Source organism: Paenibacillus sp. WG02 (genome assembly GCF_055396115.1).
Genome location: NZ_AP036016.1, coordinates 7,494,075 through 7,512,512 on the forward strand (window position 1 = coordinate 7,494,075; position 18,438 = coordinate 7,512,512).

General features: G+C 48.1%; 17 protein-coding genes. 7 read left to right on the plus strand and 10 right to left on the minus strand.

The genetic code is table 11. The features are described from left to right. Window positions 1-13 precede the first annotated feature (13 nt). The 5 genes from ACBP55_RS33855 to ACBP55_RS33875 form a co-directional block, all read right to left on the minus strand. On the minus strand, window positions 14-805 hold the full coding sequence (locus ACBP55_RS33855; protein WP_464648008.1) for an ABC transporter permease: 792 nt from the start codon (window positions 803-805) through the stop codon (window positions 14-16). Continuing rightward, window positions 802-1,578 carry an ABC transporter permease gene (locus ACBP55_RS33860; RefSeq protein ID WP_464648010.1) on the minus strand — a complete coding sequence of 259 codons (777 nt, stop codon included), beginning with the start codon at window positions 1,576-1,578 and terminating at the stop codon, window positions 802-804. Before ACBP55_RS33860 ends, ACBP55_RS33855 begins: the two co-directional genes overlap by 4 nt. Window positions 1,579-1,793: 215 nt before the next feature. Beyond that, window positions 1,794-1,919, minus strand: coding sequence for a hypothetical protein (locus tag ACBP55_RS33865; RefSeq protein WP_464648011.1), 126 nt, complete (start codon window positions 1,917-1,919; stop codon window positions 1,794-1,796). A 125-nt stretch (window positions 1,920-2,044) separates the two neighbouring features. Beyond that, window positions 2,045-4,057, minus strand: a complete 2,013-nt coding sequence (locus ACBP55_RS33870) for a sulfatase-like hydrolase/transferase (RefSeq protein ID WP_464648013.1) — start codon at window positions 4,055-4,057, stop codon at window positions 2,045-2,047. A 97-nt stretch (window positions 4,058-4,154) separates the two neighbouring features. Further along, window positions 4,155-4,469 (minus strand): c-type cytochrome, encoded by a 315-nt coding sequence (locus ACBP55_RS33875; protein WP_036632564.1) that lies wholly within the window; start codon window positions 4,467-4,469, stop codon window positions 4,155-4,157. 268 nt (window positions 4,470-4,737) lie between these two features. On the opposite strand from ACBP55_RS33875, the gene ACBP55_RS33880 reads away from it, so the two are divergent. After that, window positions 4,738-8,328 carry a family 10 glycosylhydrolase gene (locus ACBP55_RS33880; RefSeq protein ID WP_464648016.1) on the plus strand — a complete coding sequence of 1,197 codons (3,591 nt, stop codon included), beginning with the start codon at window positions 4,738-4,740 and terminating at the stop codon, window positions 8,326-8,328. Between the two features lie 63 nt (window positions 8,329-8,391). Here ACBP55_RS33880 and arfA read toward each other — a convergent pair whose 3' ends face one another. Then, window positions 8,392-9,903 (minus strand): arabinosylfuranosidase ArfA, encoded by a 1,512-nt coding sequence (gene arfA, locus ACBP55_RS33885; protein WP_464648018.1) that lies wholly within the window; start codon window positions 9,901-9,903, stop codon window positions 8,392-8,394. A 165-nt stretch (window positions 9,904-10,068) separates the two neighbouring features. Between arfA and ACBP55_RS33890 the strand changes: the two genes are divergently transcribed. Beyond that, the gene (locus ACBP55_RS33890; RefSeq protein WP_173185756.1) at window positions 10,069-10,974 is read left to right on the plus strand and encodes an ArsR/SmtB family transcription factor; all 906 of its coding nucleotides are present in this window, start codon (window positions 10,069-10,071) and stop codon (window positions 10,972-10,974) included. 364 nt (window positions 10,975-11,338) lie between these two features. Beyond that, window positions 11,339-11,542 carry a hypothetical protein gene (locus tag ACBP55_RS33895; protein WP_464648020.1) on the plus strand — a complete coding sequence of 68 codons (204 nt, stop codon included), beginning with the start codon at window positions 11,339-11,341 and terminating at the stop codon, window positions 11,540-11,542. A gap of 530 nt (window positions 11,543-12,072) precedes the next feature. Here ACBP55_RS33895 and ACBP55_RS33900 read toward each other — a convergent pair. The 4 genes from ACBP55_RS33900 to ACBP55_RS33915 form a co-directional block, all read right to left on the minus strand. Next, window positions 12,073-12,507 carry an SRPBCC family protein gene (locus ACBP55_RS33900; protein WP_464648022.1) on the minus strand — a complete coding sequence of 145 codons (435 nt, stop codon included), beginning with the start codon at window positions 12,505-12,507 and terminating at the stop codon, window positions 12,073-12,075. Between the two features lie 36 nt (window positions 12,508-12,543). After that, a complete protein-coding gene (locus ACBP55_RS33905) occupies window positions 12,544-12,999 on the minus strand; it encodes an SRPBCC family protein (protein ID WP_464648024.1) in 456 nt (151 codons plus the stop codon). A gap of 1 nt (window position 13,000) precedes the next feature. Beyond that, a complete protein-coding gene (locus ACBP55_RS33910; RefSeq protein WP_464648026.1) occupies window positions 13,001-13,279 on the minus strand; it encodes an ArsR/SmtB family transcription factor in 279 nt (92 codons plus the stop codon). A gap of 76 nt (window positions 13,280-13,355) precedes the next feature. Then, window positions 13,356-14,762, minus strand: coding sequence for an MATE family efflux transporter (locus ACBP55_RS33915; RefSeq protein WP_464648028.1), 1,407 nt, complete (start codon window positions 14,760-14,762; stop codon window positions 13,356-13,358). Between the two features lie 143 nt (window positions 14,763-14,905). Here ACBP55_RS33915 and ACBP55_RS33920 point away from each other — a divergent pair, with 143 nt between their 5' ends. The 4 genes from ACBP55_RS33920 to ACBP55_RS33935 all read left to right on the plus strand — a co-directional run bounded on the left by ACBP55_RS33920 (window position 14,906) and on the right by ACBP55_RS33935 (window position 18,119). Next, window positions 14,906-15,784: a helix-turn-helix transcriptional regulator gene (locus ACBP55_RS33920; RefSeq protein WP_464648030.1), complete on the plus strand. Its 879-nt coding sequence runs from the start codon at window positions 14,906-14,908 to the stop codon at window positions 15,782-15,784. A gap of 80 nt (window positions 15,785-15,864) precedes the next feature. Beyond that, window positions 15,865-16,107, plus strand: a complete 243-nt coding sequence (locus ACBP55_RS33925; protein ID WP_464648032.1) for a hypothetical protein — start codon at window positions 15,865-15,867, stop codon at window positions 16,105-16,107. A gap of 97 nt (window positions 16,108-16,204) precedes the next feature. Beyond that, window positions 16,205-17,404, plus strand: a complete 1,200-nt coding sequence (locus ACBP55_RS33930) for an MFS transporter (RefSeq protein WP_047687135.1) — start codon at window positions 16,205-16,207, stop codon at window positions 17,402-17,404. 34 nt (window positions 17,405-17,438) lie between these two features. After that, on the plus strand, window positions 17,439-18,119 hold the full coding sequence (locus ACBP55_RS33935) for a TIGR00266 family protein (RefSeq protein WP_029194582.1): 681 nt from the start codon (window positions 17,439-17,441) through the stop codon (window positions 18,117-18,119). Window positions 18,120-18,438: the final 319 nt, after the last annotated feature.

Sequence of the window (18,438 nt, forward strand, 5' to 3'; positions counted from 1 at the left end):
ATGAAGCCCTCGGTTAACTTCCTGTGCTTTGATAGCGAGATAATCCTAGCTTCCAGAAACGCATAGCCAACCAGAGCGCAACGAATGAAACAGCAATGGTTCCTATCAACATCCCGATACCACCTTGATGTCTCAGTAAATATAAAGTAGGTATGTAATTGACGAAGCCTACCGGAACGAGCACCAATAGCGCCCCCTGCAGCCACTTTGGATATAAGGAAAGCGGATAGCGCGCCGCGGTTTGAGAAGCGTCTTCGGTCATATTTTGCAGGGATTCGATCCGGGTCAGCCAAAAGCCGGCTGCTGCAGTTGCCAAACCAATGGCGAATAAAATAATGGCACCCGTTAGGATAATTAACACCGTTAAAGGAACGGCTGACCATCCGATTTGTCCATCAGCCATTAAAGCTTTCATAGCGATAAAAAGTAAGATGATACCTTGCCCTACTTCAGCAAATAAGAGCCGTGAATTTTGTGTCATCAGCGCTAACAGTACAGGGACAGGCCGTGTGAGAAGTGCATCCAGATCACCCGAAACGAGATATTTCTCTAGATGATGCACATCGGAAGCTAGCGTGCGATAAATCGCTTTGGATATCATCATGACCCCATACAGATAGCATACCTCGTACAGTGTCCAGCCTTTGATATTGCCAAAACGCATCATCACGAGCGCCACCATCAGAAATTCTGAGATATGTACAAAGGAAGCCATCACGGTCGAAAAAAAGAAGTTAAACTTATACTGCATTCGGCTTCGCAAGCTCGCCTTAATCAGCAATATATAGAGCCTTACTGACATCATCCGCCTTGCACCTCCAGCTTTCTGCGTACCCCTTGCGTAACCGCCAAACAGACACAAGTAAACCCGATGCCCCATAGGAGAGCTCCGAGCACAACAGTTCCTTGTTCAAGCTGCATGTAAATACGAGTTGGGTAATAGAGTAGATAGGGATATGGTGTGTAAAAGCTAATCGTGCGGAGCCAACCTGGCAACCATTCTAGAGGAATGAAAAAGCCGGAGAGCAGAGTGCTGAAGGAATAATTGACCCAGTAAAACCAACGTGACTCTGTGGTCCACAGAGCTGCAACGCCTATCAAATAATTCGTACAAATGGAGATATATGCCGCCAAGACGAGCGCAATCGCTGTCCAGCCATAAACCGAAGCGTGATGTGGAAGCTGTAAGGAGAAAATAAAGTAATAGAGGGCATAAATCGGGATAAATTTATAAAGAAACTGATAAAATACCTGGCCCCATTCCCGGCTCATCGCCTGATAGAATAAGTGTACCGGCCGCATGAGATCGACCGCAATTTGCCCGGTGCGCACCGATTGCTCGAGCCCGAGTCCATTCGTCGTGAACTGCGTAATCCAAAGGATCGCTTGGTTAAAAGCAATATAACCTACAATCCCTTTAGCCCCGTATTCACCGAGTGACGAGTCGCTCCCCAAGCCAGTCCAGATGCTAGCATAAATGAAGCCGAACACCGCACTCACTGCATTGTGCAGCAGATGCGAACCGCGATACTGCAAATTCCTCGCATACGCCTTGCGCGCCAAAACCGCGAAAAGCATAAAACACCTCCTGAGCTGTTTTGATCCTTATCCACTAGCTTTTTTTGCAGCCGCCGCGTAGAGACGGAAGTCTATATTACCAAAATTCCCCTAACCATGGCAATGATTATTTTTTACCGCAGATGGAGGCCTACTTAACGATGAAAAACATCCTCTCAGCTCGCCACACATGCGAATCAACCCTGATTCCGCTTACTTAAGCATGTTTTTCATCGTTAAAGTGCTGCTTCCCCTCTTTCTCCTCTACTTAACGATGAAAAACATCCTCTCAGCTCACCACACATGCGAATCCAACCTGATTCCGCTTTCTTAAGCATGTTTTTCATCGTTAAAGTGCTCATTTCCCTCTTTCTCCTCCACTTAGCGATGAAAACCATCCTCTCAGCTCACCGCCCTCCACCACAACCAAAAAACGAAAAAGTCCCCGTCTCGTCGCTCAAAGCAACAAACAGGGACTTCTCTTCTCTTACTGCGCGCTCACCGGCTTAGCCGGCGGGGAATTACTGTTCACTCCCGCTGCTTGCACATGTTCTTCACCAAATTCAGCGTTATATTTATCCTGAGAGGTTTTCGTCAAATAGTCATGATCAATATGTTCAGCCAAGTACTGCTTGCCGAAAAGTAAATCGTACTGCACATTCCTATAGTCATTAAGGAGTGCTTGCGATGATTCGGGAACCTTAGCATGGAGTTCTTGGTTCGCATCAACAACAAGGTTACTCAGTAGTCCTGGCACTTGCGCCGCCAATTCGGCATTCAATTTGAAGTTCGCCGGTTTTTCCATATGCAGCATATCCAGCACGTGGGCACCAAGGAAGGAATCACTGAGCAGCGGAATGTCCTGCTTCGGCATATCGAAGTTCGACCAAGTAACAAGCGGGATGCTGTGCATCTTCTTCACTTCTTCCAGCGACCAATTATTCGCGTTGCTGCTTTGGATGAAGCCTGCTTCTTTATATACTTGATAATCTAATCCCAGCATCGGCAAATGGTCCCCATAGAATACGATCATCGTCGGTTCATCCGATTGCTTGAAGTGATCGATCAGCATTTGCAAGCTTTGATCCGCATCGTGTGCGCCCTGCGCGTAGGTTTCAAGAATCGTTTTTGCTTCAGGCGTCAAGTTGCCTTGTGCTTTGAACTGATTTTCTCCATACCGAGGTTCATCATACGGCCCATGATTTTGCATGGTTACCGTGTACATAAACATAGGCTCCTCGGTTTTATCTACTTCATCTATTATGCTCCTAGACACTTCGGCGTCAGAGATAAAGTAACCCTTCATTTCCGGATTCACGAAATATTCACTGCTCTTAAACGATTCGAAGCCTAACTCCTTATACACCGAATTTCGGTTCCAGAACCAGCCTTCATAGGAGTGAATTCCCATGCTTTTGTAGCCCTGATCGGCAAAATAACTCGCCAAACTCGGTACTGGTTTCGTTATATATTGTTGATACGGAATGGACCCTCCTGGCAGAAAGCTCATTGAGTTCCCCGTCAACACTTCGAATTCCACATTGCTGGTACCGCCACCGAATTGGGGGGACAACAGATATCCGGAACTCGACTCTTTCTGTAAACGATGGAGGGTGGGCACCGGATCTTCACTGAACTTCACGTTCGTTAGCAAAGTTGGATCCCAGAACGCTTCACTCATAATGAAAATCACATTCGGCTTCTTCCCTTTTAGAGAATCAGCATCTACGGACTTTTTCAGTCCTGCCGTTTGCACGCCTGCTTCTTGGAGATTAGCTGCAACGGTAGCAATACTCTGATCACTATACGTTTCTGGCTTTTGAACGATCGAGTTTTTGACATTAAGGGTGAAAGCTAACGCTAATCCATTATTCGCATAGTTCTCTTTCTGATTCCACACAATTTCGTTTACACCCAAATGGTCAAGAATTTTTCCAGCTAACGGTGTTTTGATTGCAAATGCATATAAGGCATAGAGCGAGAACAGCCCTAAACCAATTCGACTGATGATAGAAAACGATATGCGCGGAAGAATCCATTTCAGTAAAAATACAAGAATGACCGCGATGACCACAGCTCCGATTCGGAGAAGTGCGGCTTTCCCTGTTACGAGCGAAGCAATATCCATACTTTCTTTATTCAGCAAAATATCCCACGGGAAGAATGGCTCCCCAATCATTTTCACCTTCATATAAGAGATCAGTGCCATTAGTCCGAGCAATAAAGTTGTGATGGATCCGGAAATAGCTAATGATCCTACAACCGCATAAATGAAAGCTAGTAAACAGAAGGACAGTCCTACATTTAATAGAAAAAGTGGTCGATTAGTTGTTATCCATTGGACTGTTTCATGCAAGGAACCACGTTCTAGAAGTTCCATTCCGGCTACTGAAAGTACAGGTAAGACTATCATAAATAATAAAAGCGAAATCGTCGCTCCCAGACGGTTTGGTCTCATCTTCTTAGGAAGATGGTTCCGGGGCTTCAAATTCAAGTGCATATTGCATCACTCTCCTCTTGCCCCTATTATAAATACCAAATGTGAAGGAATTATGTAGCTAACCTTAAAGGAACCTTAGTATTACCATATATACCCATTATTTAAGCCCTGCCAGCCATGACGCCAACGCCTTCAATTCTTCCTCTTTCAGTGCCACTTGGAACGGCGGCATTCCGCCACCACCCTTTTGAATACGCTTGATGATCTCGGCTTCATCTAAACGTTCTCCTACTTTTTGGATATTAGGGCCTTGTCCGCCTTGTAATTGATTTCCATGACACGAGATGCAGAAATTTTGATAAATCTTAGGAACATCCACTTTTACCGCCGCAGGCTGCGTTTCATTTTGTTTATTTCCACAGGCGGATAAGCCGAGAGCCAGAACAATGACGCCAAACAGCTTTAATTTCATACGCACGAAACTCCTTCAATTAGTCATATTCTCTCATCATACCAGAGCATCGATTGTAAAATAAAGGAGCTTGCCCGATAGAACGATTCTCCTGAAAATTCAGTAAAATAAAATTTCACATATATTATTGAATGTTGAAATATTATTTTGTATGCTAAAGGCAGCCGAAATTTTTTATAACATTTGCTAAGAGAAAGGAAGAAAGGAGGAAAACCGTATTTTCGGCAATTATGTAAGCGAATACATAATGAGAAGGAAGTGAATCCCGTTGAAGAAATCTGTTCAAATTCGCGCAGTTTCAATCCCTTTTACCATGGCCTTATTATTGTTCTTGAGCACAATCATGTTCGGTGTACCCGTTGCTAGCGCGGACACGGAGGCTGCTTTGAGCCCAGATGTGCAGACGTTAGCTGCCGTTCAAGCTGCCGCCGGTGTGGAAGGCTTTGAGCAAACGGCTAATCTCTTCTCGTCCTCGGCAAGGGCGACGGCAAGCATCGGACTCATCAGCCGACCGGAAACGATTTATTACGGCTATCATGCTGTTAAATTGTCCTATGATTTTACCGGAACGATTGGAACCTCGGCGGCTTATGTTAACTTCAAGGATCCTGACGGCACAACGGGCAGAACGCTGCAGGGACTTCCAAAGAAACTCGGCCTCTGGGTGTACGGCGATGGCAACAACCATTGGCTGCGCGCTCAAGTCAAAGATTCGGCGGGAACCGTCTCAGCACTTGACTTCACCTCCGGAAACGGGCTGAGTTGGACCGGCTGGAAGTACATCACGGTATCAGTTCCGATCTCGCTGAAGGCTCCGATTAAGCTCAATCAAATCTATGTGGCAGAGACCAAAGACAACAATAAAAACAAAGGCGCGCTTTATTTTGACCAATTGACGGCGTTTTACACGGATTCGACCGTTTACGGGCTCGATTTAGCGGATCTGCCTCCACTTCAGGTTGGGGAATCGAAGAAGGCGCAAGTATTCGCGACTTACCAGAACGCAGCGGAGCCGGTTCCGGTTACAAGCGGGCTATCTTTCCGAAGCAGCAACGATCAGGTCGCAACCGTCGACGTAAGCGGCACCGTCCGGGCGCTGCAGGCAGGCACAACGACGATCTATGCCTCCTATGGAACGGCTCCAGAAGCATCCTACGTGCTGACCGTCTCAACAAGTGCAGCCTTGCCGTCGAAATTAGAGCAATCTTCATTGGAGAAGCTGGAATCCGGCTCTTCGAACAAAATTCGCCTGTACGCCGTATACCCGGACATGACTGAACCCGTTACCGTGCAGAGCGGAGCAACGTTTGAAAGCAGCACTCCTGATGTTGCAACCGTCGATGCCGATGGCATGGTGAAAGCCGTAAAACCTGGAACGACAACGATCACAATGTCCTATAAAGGCGTTTCAACGGCTTATACGTTGAATGTAAACGCCCCTGTACCGGTATTGCAGAGCATCAAACTGACCGAGCTCCACACGATGACGGTTGGCGATACCTTGCAGGCGAAGGTGCTCGGCACCTACACATGGCTTTCGGACCCCGTTCAGCTGACTAGCGGTGTTACGTATACGAGCAGTAACCCGGCGGTCACCGCGGTGAGCGCAGACGGAATTGTTACGGCGCTGAAATTCGGCACCTCCCGGATTACCGCGACGTATGGCGGGAAAACGAGCGATTTCTACTTGGTGGTGAACAAGATGACAGCCATTCCGAAGTCAGAGCTCCGAGCTGCCTGGATCGCAACCGTTGACAATATCGACTGGCCGGACAAAGGCGTAACGGACCCGGAGCAGCAAAAACGCGATTTCATCAAGCTGCTGGACCAGCTGCAAGCTACAGGGATCAATGCGGTCATCGTGCAGGTAAAGCCGACGGCGGATTCCTTGTACCCGTCCCAATTCGGTCCATGGTCGGAATGGCTGACAGGCGTGCAGGGAAAGGATCCCGGGTATAACCCGCTTGCGTTCATGCTGGAGGAAGTGCATAAGCGCAATATGGAGTTCCACGCTTGGTTCAACCCCTATCGGATCAGCTTGCAGGATCGTCTCGACAAGCTGGTACCGGATCACCCGGCGCGCCAGCATCCGGACTGGGTCGTTTCGTACGGCGGAAAGCTGTATTTCAACCCGGGAATTCCGGAAGCGAAGCACTTCATTATGAACGGCATTATGGAAGTCGTGAACAATTACGATGTCGACGCGGTTCATTTTGACGATTATTTCTATCCGTACCCGGTCAGCGGAGTGGACTTCCCCGACCAGAAGGAGTTCCTGGCATATGGTGCGGGCTTTGCAAGCAAAGCAGACTGGAGACGCAACAACGTCAATTCGTTCGTACAGGAGATTGGCACTAGAATCAAGCAGGAGAAAAGCTACGTTAAATTCGGTATCAGTCCATTCGGCATCTGGAGAAACAAAGGGGAAGATCCGGCAGGCTCCGATACGAACGGTCTCAGCAGCTACGACGCCATCTATGCGGACACGAAAAAATGGGTCGACCAGCAATGGATCGATTACATCGCACCGCAAATCTATTGGTACATGGGCTATTCGCCTGCCGCGTACGACAAGCTGATCGAATGGTGGAACGGCGTTGTTGCGAACAAAAACGTTCACCTTTACAGCGGTCAGGCCACCTACCGCATCGGCTCAAACGATCCGAGTTGGCTAAACCCGAACGAAATGCCAGACCAAGTAAGCTATAATCGCAATTTCAGCAACGTCAAAGGCAGCATCTTCTTCAGCGCCAAATGGCTGCCGGCGAATCCGCTGGGCTTTACAGACCGGTTAAAAACCGATCTCTACCGCTACCCGGCCCTTGTCCCTGCGATGCCTTGGCTCGACAATCAAGCGCCGACCGCCCCTGTTCTCGCTTCGGCCATCCGCAAACCATCCGGTGTGGAGCTGACTTGGGCGAATGGTACATCAGACGCGGCCTACTTTACCGTATACCGTTTCGAGAGTGATACGGCAGGAAGCTTGCAGGATGCAACGAAGATCGTCGCTACCGTTCGCAAGCAGGAGGGCGCGAAGGGAACGTTCATCGACCGGACAGCTGTTGACGGCGCGCGATATACGTATGTCATTACCGCTGTGGACCGCCTCCATAACGAAAGTGCAGCCAGCAACACGATTGCGATAACGAACGTACTTGATGTGACCGCACCTGTGACGACGGCAACCGCCCAAGGAACGATCCGTAACGGCTGGTACGTTTCGGAGGCGACCGTGAAACTTACGGCAACGGATGACCTGACAGGCGTCAGCTCCACGCAATACAGCACCGACAACGGCATAAGCTGGCAGCCTTACGGAGGGCCTATTACCATTGAGGCCGACGGCGGGACCACCCTTCTTTACCGGTCCGAGGATGCTGCCGGCAACGTGGAACAAGCGAAAAGTACGGAAATTAGCATCGACCGGACGGCTCCCGTGATTCAAATCAGCGGCGGAACCACATATACCGTAGACCAAACCGTTCAAATAAAGTGTACCGCTTCCGATACGGTTTCTGGCCTCGTCTATAATCCTTGCTCCGCGCTTCTTGTCGATGCTCCGGCCTATGAGATTGGTCTCGGCTCGCACGTCGTGACCATCGATGTTCAGGATACCGCAGGCAACACAGCATCCGCATCGTTTACGTACACGGTTCAGACGACCGTTAGTTCCATTTCAAACGTAACCCGTACATTTGTAGCAGGTCCGGGAGCCGACGGGGTTACGAACTCGCTTGTGAAAAAGCTTGAGCACGGTAATTACGATGCATTTATCCATGAAGTGCAGGCACAAACCGGCAAAAGGCTGACGGCTCATCAGGCCGACGTCTTGATCCGTTTAGCTGCGTCTCTGCAATAAACCGTAAAGGCTGCGGATAAAATAAAAGACATGGCAGGGGTAGTCCCGGGCCATGTCTTATTATTAAACTAATTTCAACCGAATGACGTTCCACGATGTTTTGCCAAGTATCGCCTGAATCTGACTGTCTGACGATAGGGTCGCATTTCCGCCTGTGTGAGGCTTCACCCGATCCTGGGCATCTATGGTATTCGAAGCTTTCAAATCGTCGTTCTCCAGAACGATATGCTCGATAACTCGGCATTCACCAAAGCTGCGAAGATCCAGTTCCAAAGGAAGTGCCTCCTCTAGATGACGGTTAACCGCGAAGATCGTCACTTCGGATTTGTCTTCGTTATGAATGGCAACAGCTTCCAAGTAAGGCACATCCGTATAATCCTTCGCGTCGTATTTCGGTGATTTGATCAGCGGCACAAGAACAGTCCCTCGTCCAAACACACTTGCATGCATGTAAGGATAGTAGATCGTCTGTTTCCAGGCTGCTCCCCCATTCGCGGTCATGATCGGTGCGATGACGTTAACAAGTTGTGCCAAACAAGCCATCTTCACACGATCCGCACGTTTCAACATGGAGATAAGCATACAACCAACTAACAAGGCATCTTCATGGTTGTAAATGTCTTCAAGCTGCGGTGGTGCGATGGACCATGGCTCAATTCTCCGGTCCGCCTCGTTGGAGTGATACCAAACATTCCATTCGTCGAAGGATAGGTTGATTTTCTTCTTACCGCGCTTTTTGGCCTGAACGTAATCCGCCGTCGAAATCACCGTATGGATGAACCGATCCATGCCCATAGATTGTGCGAGGAAATTGGCTGAATCCTTATCACGATTGCCATAATATTGATGCAGGGAAATATAATCAACATGATCATACGTATGCTCAAGTACAGTCGCTTCCCAGTCAGGGAAAGTAGGCATAGTGAGACTTGAACTGCCGCAAGCAACAAGCTCGATTGACGGGTCGACCCACTTCATGACTTTGGCCGTTTCACAGGCTGTGCGTCCGTATTCCGCGGCAGTTTTGCTGCCCGTTTGCCAAGGGCCGTCCATTTCGTTGCCTAGACACCAGGTTTTGATGTTATGGGGCGCCTTATACCCATGCGCAATCCGTAAATCACTCCAGTAGGTGCCGCCTTGGATATTGGAATATTCAATGATATCTCTAGCCTCATCAGGGCCGCGAGTCCCCAGATTAACCGCCATCATGGCTTCTGTATTTGCTTTGCGGCACCAATCCATGAATTCATTCAGTCCAACTAAGTTAGGTTCAATCGTGCGCCAAGCCAAATCAAGTCTCTTCTTACGCCCTTCTAACGGTCCAATGCCATCCTCCCAGTTGTAACCGGATACAAAGTTACCTCCCGGATAACGAACAATCGGAACATCCAACCCTTTTACCAGCTCCAGTACGTCTGCTCGAAAACCTTGCTCATCCGCTTGTGGATGTCCAGGTTCGTAAATTCCGCCATAGACCGCACGTCCCAAATGCTCAATAAATGAGCCATAAATACGAGAATCTACTTCTCCAATTTTAAAATCTTTGTCGATAATCATACTAGCTTTCATAGACATTGCATTCACCTCGTAGTATAATTAATAAAAATATGAATCAGTTAATACATTTATTATGTCAATGACTATATTAAACAATAATCTGCAGAGGATTTCAAGCTTTTCATCTGCCTTCTGTTGCATTCATATTTTCATTAATTAGTCTACTTAAGAGGAGATTGTCCGATGATCCAAACGACAACAGACCGCAAATGGCTGCCGCTGTATGAAGCGCTGGCTAGCGATGTGCGGCTTAAGATTCTGGAGCTACTTGCTGAGAAAGAGATGAATGTCAAGGAATTAGCCCATATGCTCGGATTAAGCAGCGCCATCGTAACTATGCACGTTAAAAAGCTCGAGGCTGGAGGGCTTATTCAGACCGATTTAGTACGCAAGCAGAACGGTACGCACAAAATGTGTAAGTTGGCCATCTCCCGCATCGAAATGCGGCTCCCGCAGCCAATCGAGCAGCAGCGAGCATTCGATGAAGTTGCGATTCCGGTAGGCCACTACACGCGCTTCGATGTCCATCCAACCTGCGGTTTGGCAACCGCTGATCATGTGATTGGTCAATATGATGATCCGCGCTTTTTCTTCGAGCCGGAGCGGATGCATGCCAAGATTCTATGGTTCGGCAGCGGTTTCGTGGAGTATCGCATTCCGAACTATGCGCTGCCCGGTCAGACGCTTGAGGAAATCGAGATTTCGCTGGAAATCGGCTCCGAAGCCCCCGGAATTGAAGCGAATTGGCCGTCTGACATTCATTTTTATGTCAATGATACGCTGCTCGGCTATTGGACCAGTCCCGGTGATTCGGGACAAGGCCGCGGCCAACTCACGCCTGCCTGGTGGCCGGACACGATCAACCAATATGGTTGGTTGAAGATCATCCGGGTCACAGAGCAGGGAACATTCCTTGACGGACAGCGGCTATCGGCTGTCTCGATCAAGGATATCCCCATGTCCCGCAACGAGTGGACACTGCGGCTTGAGGTGCCGAGCCATGCCGCGCATGTCGGCGGTTTAACCTTGTACGGTGAAGGGTTTGGCAACTACAACCGTGACATTCTGTTTCGCACCTACCGCAGGTAGGGGGCTTCTTTGTACACATATGAATTAGGGGCTGTCATATCGCCCACTGAGTCCGAGAAGCCGAAAATCGACTCTCGGCAGACCTTTCCCTCGCGTCCATGCAGATTAAGCACAGAAAACGCGCTTATTCTGGAGCGCCCGAACAAATAAGCGCGAAAAACGCGCTTACAGCGAGAGCGCTGCGAGCCGAAGTTCGCCCACTAAGTCCGAGAAGCCGGAAATCGACTTCTCGGCAGACTTTCCTGCACGTCCGTGCAGAATAAGCACGGAAAACGCGCTTATTCTGGAGCGCCTAAAGAAAGACCTGAGGCTTTGCCTCAGGTCCTTTGTGTGCTAATCCATATGTTTGAGCTTGGGGAGGGAATTGGATATAGGGCTCCAACCGACCATATCCGCTTTCTCCATGATCATCTTCTTTTCTCTGCAGACCGATTTGGAGGCTGTCGCAGAGCTAACGAACCGTGCACACGCAATTGTCCTCATCATGCGCATACTCGAATGGCTAACGAATCGCAGCCTCGTTACGTTAGCGAAAAAGCGTGATTTGGGGCTGTCTTTCCTGCAATAGCGTTTTCTCGATTCGTTAGACTATCAAAAGCCCGCTTTTGGGCTTCATAACGTTTTCTGAGTTCGTTAGCGTTTGTCCACAATGAATCGACAGCCGACTTTGCACAATTGCAGAAGTTTTTGAATGGCCACCTTAGAAAGGGGATACCCTTAAGCTCTACCTCGAAACTTATACTTTCTGGCGTGAACACATAAGCGCGAAAAACGTGCTTACAGTGAGAACTCTGCGAGCCGAAGCTCGCCCACTGAGTCTGAGAAGCCGGAAATCGGCTTCTCAGCAAAAGTTCCTGAGCTCTTACTTTGGCGTAGCTAGCAGGTGGGACTGCACTCACTCGTTCCTCCTCCACATGCTTGAACAAAGTAGGGGTCCCACCCCCTTGAGGTTTTGTTGTCCTCCCTTCATCGGTATTACACCCCCGCAGCCCGCCACTATTAGTTGTGCCTAGCTTGGCTAGGCGCGCTAAGTAAAAAAGAGCCCCATGGGCTCTTTTGAACTTTCTTTTGAACTTCTTTTTGAACTTCTATTAACACTCATCTCACAATGGCTGCTCGTAATCCATTAACACCAAATTCCAAATACCCTTTTAAACAGGTCAACATGTAAACCCAACCTTCTTTATTATCAATCAATTGACTTATTAGGTTCTCATCATTTTCATTAAAACCTTCTTCATTAACTTCAATAACGGTACTCGAATTATCCAACTCTTTCAGCGTAATCGTTACAACATGTCCATCATCCGCTCTACCCCACTGGAAAACGATTTTCTTATTTACCTCAATTTCCAATACTTTAATATCCATCTGGGCAGCATATTCATCATATCTCCAAGTAATCGTCTTGCCTTGCTCCAATCTTCCAGAACCCGAAGAGAACCAATAATTGGACATTTTCACAGGGTCAATAAGAGCTTCAAATACGTCATTAACGGGCTTAACTATTTTAAATTTCGTAAGGGTGTTCATCCTACATCAACTCTCTTTCAATGTATATGTGACGGGTTAAATGGAAATGGGCGGCAACGTGTTCCCTGTTTCGAGTAAACTTTTTAAGTTGCTCAGAATGGCTGGCCATCCATTATTTAATCCCTCAAAGGTATCTTCTCTATCCACGATGTCAGCAGATGCTAGATTTTCATGCTTAAGTATTAGTTTGACGGTCGAATCCAGCGGTTTCAACTCAAAGGTGACTTGGGAAGGCTGCCTACGAGTGGTTTTATCCCCTACCATGTTCCATGTAAAAGAAAGTAACCGATGCGGCTCGCACTTTAAAATGATGCCATGATCGGTGACTTGTCCATTCCGCGAATAGGCAACGGTAGAGCCTTCTTGCCAGTCCGACTGAATTTTGCTTCCGAAGAAGTATTTTTCGGTAAAATCGCTGCTTGTCAAAGCTTCCCAAAGCTTTTCGGGTGTCGTCTTGATGTAAGTTACGTAAACAAATGCTGCATCAGTCATTTTAATCCTCCGCTTCAAGCCGCTTTTTAAGTTCAAGCAATGCTTCGATACGATCACGATCGTATTTGCTGATCCAGCGGTCATAAATCTCTCCGATGGGTTCAACATTTAGATAATGATTTTTATTGCGTCCTTGCCGAACAATAAGAATAAGATTCGCTTCCTCCAAAATAAGCAGGTGCTTGGTTACGGATTGACGCGTCATCTCAAGATGTTCACATAGTTCATTTTGCATGTCAAGTTTGGGTCTATAGGTGAATTCTGTGCCTGTTCGTTCCATTCTCGAAACACAAAAAGACACGGAAGAGCAATTCCGTGCCTCTCTAGAAACATATTGTAGTGTTTGCTAAACCAACCTACGCATGTATGCCCACACCAGCAGCCTCAGCGCTACCTGAAGCCGCAACGCCCTTATCCCGTGCCTCCGCCCGGCGCAAATACTTCTGCTGACGCCAACGGATCACAACGAGGATGCCGCGTAAATATTCGTCGCAAATCATAGCGACATAAATACCCGCAAGTCCCCAGCCCATATGCAGGCCTAATACATAGGAAAGACCCGCGGCCACGCCCCACATCGAGAACAAGGAAATCATCATATTGTAACGGGTATCACCTACCGCGCTCAGCGCATTTCCGAAGCCCATATTGAGCATTCTCCCTGGCTGCAGGATAAGTGTCAGCACCAAACATGAGAGTCCCAGTTTGATAATATCCACATCTGAGGTGAAGAAGCCGAGAAAACTTTTGAAGATAAGAAAGAGAATAATGCTGTTGAATCCTACCAAACCGAGTCCAATCCATGTTCCTCGATATCCGCTCTTATAAGCTTCTTTGATTTTTCCGGCTCCATACAGATGGGCAATCTGAATTTGAACCGCTAAGGCAATGGAATAGCCTAACATAAAACAAATCGACTCGAGCGTGTTCATATATGTTCTCGCCGCCAATTCCTTAGCTCCCATCGTGGCTAGGAACGTATAGATCGTCAACTGCGTCAGTACCCAAGAAGACATGTTCACGCCGAGCGGCCAACCTATTTTCAAAATATCGCCAAACAACTTTCGATTGAATATGATTAGATCCCGCCACTCCATCCTCCGCTCGAACGCGGAAACGAACATAAACAGCAGCAAACACGTCGCGAGCAACCGGCTCACAAGAGTCGAAATGGCAACACCCGTTAACCCCAGTTGAGGAAATCCGAGCTGGCCGTATATAAAACCGTAGTTAAACACGATGTGTATCACATTCATACCAATAGCCGTAATCATCGGTCCCTTGGTGTTCCCCGTATTCCGAATTACGGTGCTTAGCGAAGCAGTCAAAGCTGTTAATACCATCCCGCTCCCCACGATCGAGATATAGGTTTCAGCCAGAGGAAGCAGCCGCTCCTCCAAGTGGAAGAGTTTAGCCAGAGGGCGAGCCTCCATATAAAGAACCACACTCAGTACACTACCTATCACTGCGCTGACCGTTACAGCCATAATGGCAACGGTGCGTGCAGATTCATTCTGCTTGGCTCCGATTTTCTGAGCTATCAAAATCCCAGCTCCGCTCGCAACCGTCATAAATAAAATCATCATCGCTTGGAACAGTTGGTTCGATAAACCGACCACCGCCACCGCATCATCCGATACACGGCTCACCATTAAGGTATCTACGGCACCTAAAAGCAATTGCAGAAGCAATTCAACGAAAATAGGCCAAGCTAGAAGCCACAGTGTAAACTTATTTTTCTCTTTGACCATGTTTTTCACCATCCGATTATCATCTCTCTTTTTGTATAAATGAAACTTTGTTGTCTGCTCAAATTATAGATGCTATAGTTGACACCAAGTATGAGTATTGCAACTTAAAGTTTCAAAATTCCAACCTCCATTCAAGAGATGAAAAGGTGACTCCGATGGCTTTTATCGAAATGACTGTCCCTCCGCTGCCGCACTACATTACAAGCGGTTTCAACACCATATCCAAAGGCAGCAAACATCCGAGCAGACGCAATATCCAAGTCTTTGATTTGCTGATCACCACATCGGGCTGCTTCTATATAGGCGAGGGGGATGCTAGGTTCGAAGTAGCAGTTGGACAAGCCGTTATTCTAAGGCCGGACAGCTATCATTTCGCTACAAAAGTCTGTTCCGAGCTGACGGGTACTTATTGGATGCACTTCCATGCAGGAGGACCATGGGCTATGGTAGACCATACGTTTCAACCTATACCTCTGGAAGATCCAACACAAACCCCAATTGAGCCATTTGCTGTTGAGCCCTTTACGATTCGGATCCCTCAATATACAACACTTTTGCAGCCTGAAAAAACCTATGACCTGTTCGAACAGCTTCAGCAACTGCAACCGAGTGCTCATCAGAGCGGTGTCCGTTTTGCGCAGCAGCAGCTTTTTCATGAGCTATTACGCCAGCTTTCCGCTTCCACGGACAACGATCATCCTTCACCCTCCAAGGCCTGCGCGGAAAAAGCGGCCGCCTATTTAAGGCAGCATTACAAAGTATCAGTTTCCGCCAAAGAACTCGGCGATCATGTCAACTTCCACCCTGTTTACATTGCTCGCTGTATGCAAAAAGAATATGGCTGCTCCCCTACAGAATACCTGCTCAGGTTAAGGATCCAGCAGGCTAAGCTGCTGCTGCTTCAAACCGATCTTCCCGTTGCGCATGTCGCTGAAGAGGTGGGTTTTGAACAACCTGCCTATTTTGCCACCTGCTTCACCAAAATGGAAGGTATCTCTCCTCGCAAGTACAGGCAGCAGTTCTCGCGAGGGTAATTAACGATCAACTCGAAGGCATATATAGGCTAACTTCTAAATACAGTTAACTTATATAACTTAGAGGGAGTTGACTTGATATGGAAGAACAACAGCATGCACCTGTCCTAAGTGTAAAAGACTGGATGATTACCATCCTGCTCCTTGCGATCCCACTTGTGAATATTGTGATGTTATTCGTGTGGGCATTCAGTAAAGGAGAAAACCCTTCGAAATCTAATTATGCCAAAGCAAGCTTAATCTGGGCTCTCATTGGACTCGGTCTCTATTTTATTTTCTTTGTCCTCTTCTTCGGCGCAATGATGTCGAATATGAATCAATAAACCTTCTCCCCAGCAGCTATCCTCCTTGCGGTCGTGACCGCTTGGGGATAGCTCTTTTTATGTTATACTGGAAAAAAATGATAAGGAGCCCGCGACCATGCCATCCCCTTTACATTGGAAAAAGTCACTGTGGATTCTATGGGGTGCTAATTTCTCCGTTATGTGCGGCATGAATCTCGTTCTTCCGTTTTTACCGCTTTATATCGGAGAACTCGGGGTTCAAGATCTTGGCGAAATTGTACGTTGGACAGGCTGGATTGTCGCTGCACAATTCATCACATCGTTTCTCACTCAGCCGCTCTGGGGAGCTATCGCGGATCGACGCGGGCGTAAAATCATGCTCCTTCGCGCCGGGTTCGGGATGGCGATTGTGACAGCGCTTATGGGCATCGTCACGTCACCTTGGCAGCTATTGTCTCTGCGGCTGCTCAACGGTATCTTCTCCGGCTTCATCTCCATGGCCGTGTCTCTTCAAGCTTCCGTTACACCGCCGGAGCATTCGGGCAAGTCGCTTGGCACCTTACAAACGGGAGCTATCGCCGGCTCGCTCATCGGTCCCTTACTTGGGGGCTTGCTGGCAGGTTTTTTCGGCTACAGCCATGTGTTCTTCTTTACAGGAGGGCTCATGCTCTGCGCGAGCATCATCGTCATGATTTTTATCAAGGAGGAGCGTAAGCCTCCCTCAAAGAAAAAAGAACGACAGCGCACCGATTGGCGGCTGTTTCGGCCTTTGCTCCCGGTCTTCGCTGCTTCCTTGATCACACAGATCGGCATGATGAGCATCGAGCCGATTGTGACGGTGTACGCGAAGACCTTATATACCGGCAGCCACTTGGAGCTGTTCGCTGGTCTAATCGTTGCGATTACCGGCATCGCGAACTTGTTCGGCGCTCCATCCTTAGGGAGACTCGGCGACCGTATCGGCCAGCGCAAAACACTTGTGATCGCCTTATCGATGGCGGCACTTGCCTTCATCCCGCAGGCTTTTGCCACTAGCATCACCATGCTCCTAGTCGGCAGATTCCTGCTTGGGCTGTTCATCGGCGGCATGATTCCCTCTCTGAACGCGCTGGTCATGAAGCTAGCGCCTACTCAGATTCAGGGGACCGCTTACGGCTTTAACACCTCATCGCTGTTCCTAGGCAATCTGATTGGCCCCTTAATTGGCAGCCATCTTGCGGCAGCGTACGGTTTCACATCCGTCTTCTATGTCACGATGGGCATTTTGCTGCTCTGTGCTGGATTCGTTTTTACGAATCGCAGTTTAGACAGTCATTACCATTCAAAAACGGCTTAACAAAACCTATTTCGTTTAAAACTGGAGGATCACTATGAAACACGAAATTCTATACAAAGGCGCATTTCCTATGTTGAAAGTAGAGCTTGAAGCTGGCGAGAATATTAAGGCAGAAGCTGGAGCCATGGTCTCGATGTCACCCAATATCGAACTCAAGGGAACCGTAGAGGGCGGCATCATGCGCGGTTTAGGCCGAATGCTGAGCGGTGAGAAATTCTTCTTCCAAGAACTGACTCCAACCAGAGGATCAGGCGAGGTTTTACTGGCACCTACGGTCATTGGCGATATTGAAGCCGTAGAGCTAGACGGATCCTACAAGCTGTATGTGCAAAAAGACGGCTTTCTTGCTGGAACATCCGGCATTCAGGTGAACACGAAAATGCAAAACCTGATGAGCGGCTTTATGTCTGGCGAGGGTTTTTTCATCGTTGAAATTAGCGGAAGAGGCACCGTGTTCCTTTCCTCCTACGGCGCTATACATGCCATTAATCTAGCTCCAGGGCAAGAAGTGATCATCGATAACGGGCATCTCGTCGCTTGGCCGGATTATACGCAGTATACGATTGAAAAAGCGGCCAAAGGCTGGTTATCCAGCTTGACGAGCGGCGAGGGCGTTGTCTGCCGATTCCGCGGCGAAGGTGTCGTACTCATTCAAACGAGGAACCCGCAGGGTTTCGGCGGGTGGATTAAGCAGTTCATTCCGGGTGGCAGATAAGTGTTATGGCATCCAAGCAGTTCATTCCGGGTGGCAGATAAGTGCTATGGTATCCGATCCCGTGTTTAGAGTAACTTGCGAGCTAAATTAGATGGAGTAACTTCATCGATGGTATAAATTTGTTCACAAAATAGAATTTGGAGCCTACTTCGGAGCTTCTTTGGAACTTTTCTTTTGGAGCATTCTTTTGGAACTTTCTTTTGGAACTTTCTTTTGGAACTTTCTTTGGAACTTTCTTTTAGAGCTTCTTTTAGAGCTTCTTTTAGAGCTTCTTTTAGAGCTTCTTTTGGAGCCTAATTGTGGATTCTACACTTGCAAA

Coding starts and splice junctions, on each gene's coding strand:
- ACBP55_RS33860 (WP_464648010.1), bottom strand. CDS start 1,578: ATGCTTTTCGCGGTTTTGGCGCGCAAGGCGTATGCGAGGAATTTGCAG.
- ACBP55_RS33920 (WP_464648030.1), top strand. CDS start 14,906: ATGGCTTTTATCGAAATGACTGTCCCTCCGCTGCCGCACTACATTACA.
- ACBP55_RS33930 (WP_047687135.1), top strand. CDS start 16,205: ATGCCATCCCCTTTACATTGGAAAAAGTCACTGTGGATTCTATGGGGT.
- ACBP55_RS33915 (WP_464648028.1), bottom strand. CDS start 14,762: ATGGTGAAAAACATGGTCAAAGAGAAAAATAAGTTTACACTGTGGCTT.
- ACBP55_RS33865 (WP_464648011.1), bottom strand. CDS start 1,919: ATGAGCACTTTAACGATGAAAAACATGCTTAAGAAAGCGGAATCAGGT.
- ACBP55_RS33900 (WP_464648022.1), bottom strand. CDS start 12,507: ATGAACACCCTTACGAAATTTAAAATAGTTAAGCCCGTTAATGACGTA.
- ACBP55_RS33875 (WP_036632564.1), bottom strand. CDS start 4,469: ATGAAATTAAAGCTGTTTGGCGTCATTGTTCTGGCTCTCGGCTTATCC.
- ACBP55_RS33855 (WP_464648008.1), bottom strand. CDS start 805: ATGATGTCAGTAAGGCTCTATATATTGCTGATTAAGGCGAGCTTGCGA.
- ACBP55_RS33890 (WP_173185756.1), top strand. CDS start 10,069: ATGATCCAAACGACAACAGACCGCAAATGGCTGCCGCTGTATGAAGCG.
- ACBP55_RS33905 (WP_464648024.1), bottom strand. CDS start 12,999: ATGACTGATGCAGCATTTGTTTACGTAACTTACATCAAGACGACACCC.
- ACBP55_RS33910 (WP_464648026.1), bottom strand. CDS start 13,279: ATGGAACGAACAGGCACAGAATTCACCTATAGACCCAAACTTGACATG.
- arfA (WP_464648018.1), bottom strand. CDS start 9,903: ATGTCTATGAAAGCTAGTATGATTATCGACAAAGATTTTAAAATTGGA.
- ACBP55_RS33935 (WP_029194582.1), top strand. CDS start 17,439: ATGAAACACGAAATTCTATACAAAGGCGCATTTCCTATGTTGAAAGTA.
- ACBP55_RS33925 (WP_464648032.1), top strand. CDS start 15,865: ATGGAAGAACAACAGCATGCACCTGTCCTAAGTGTAAAAGACTGGATG.
- ACBP55_RS33870 (WP_464648013.1), bottom strand. CDS start 4,057: ATGCACTTGAATTTGAAGCCCCGGAACCATCTTCCTAAGAAGATGAGA.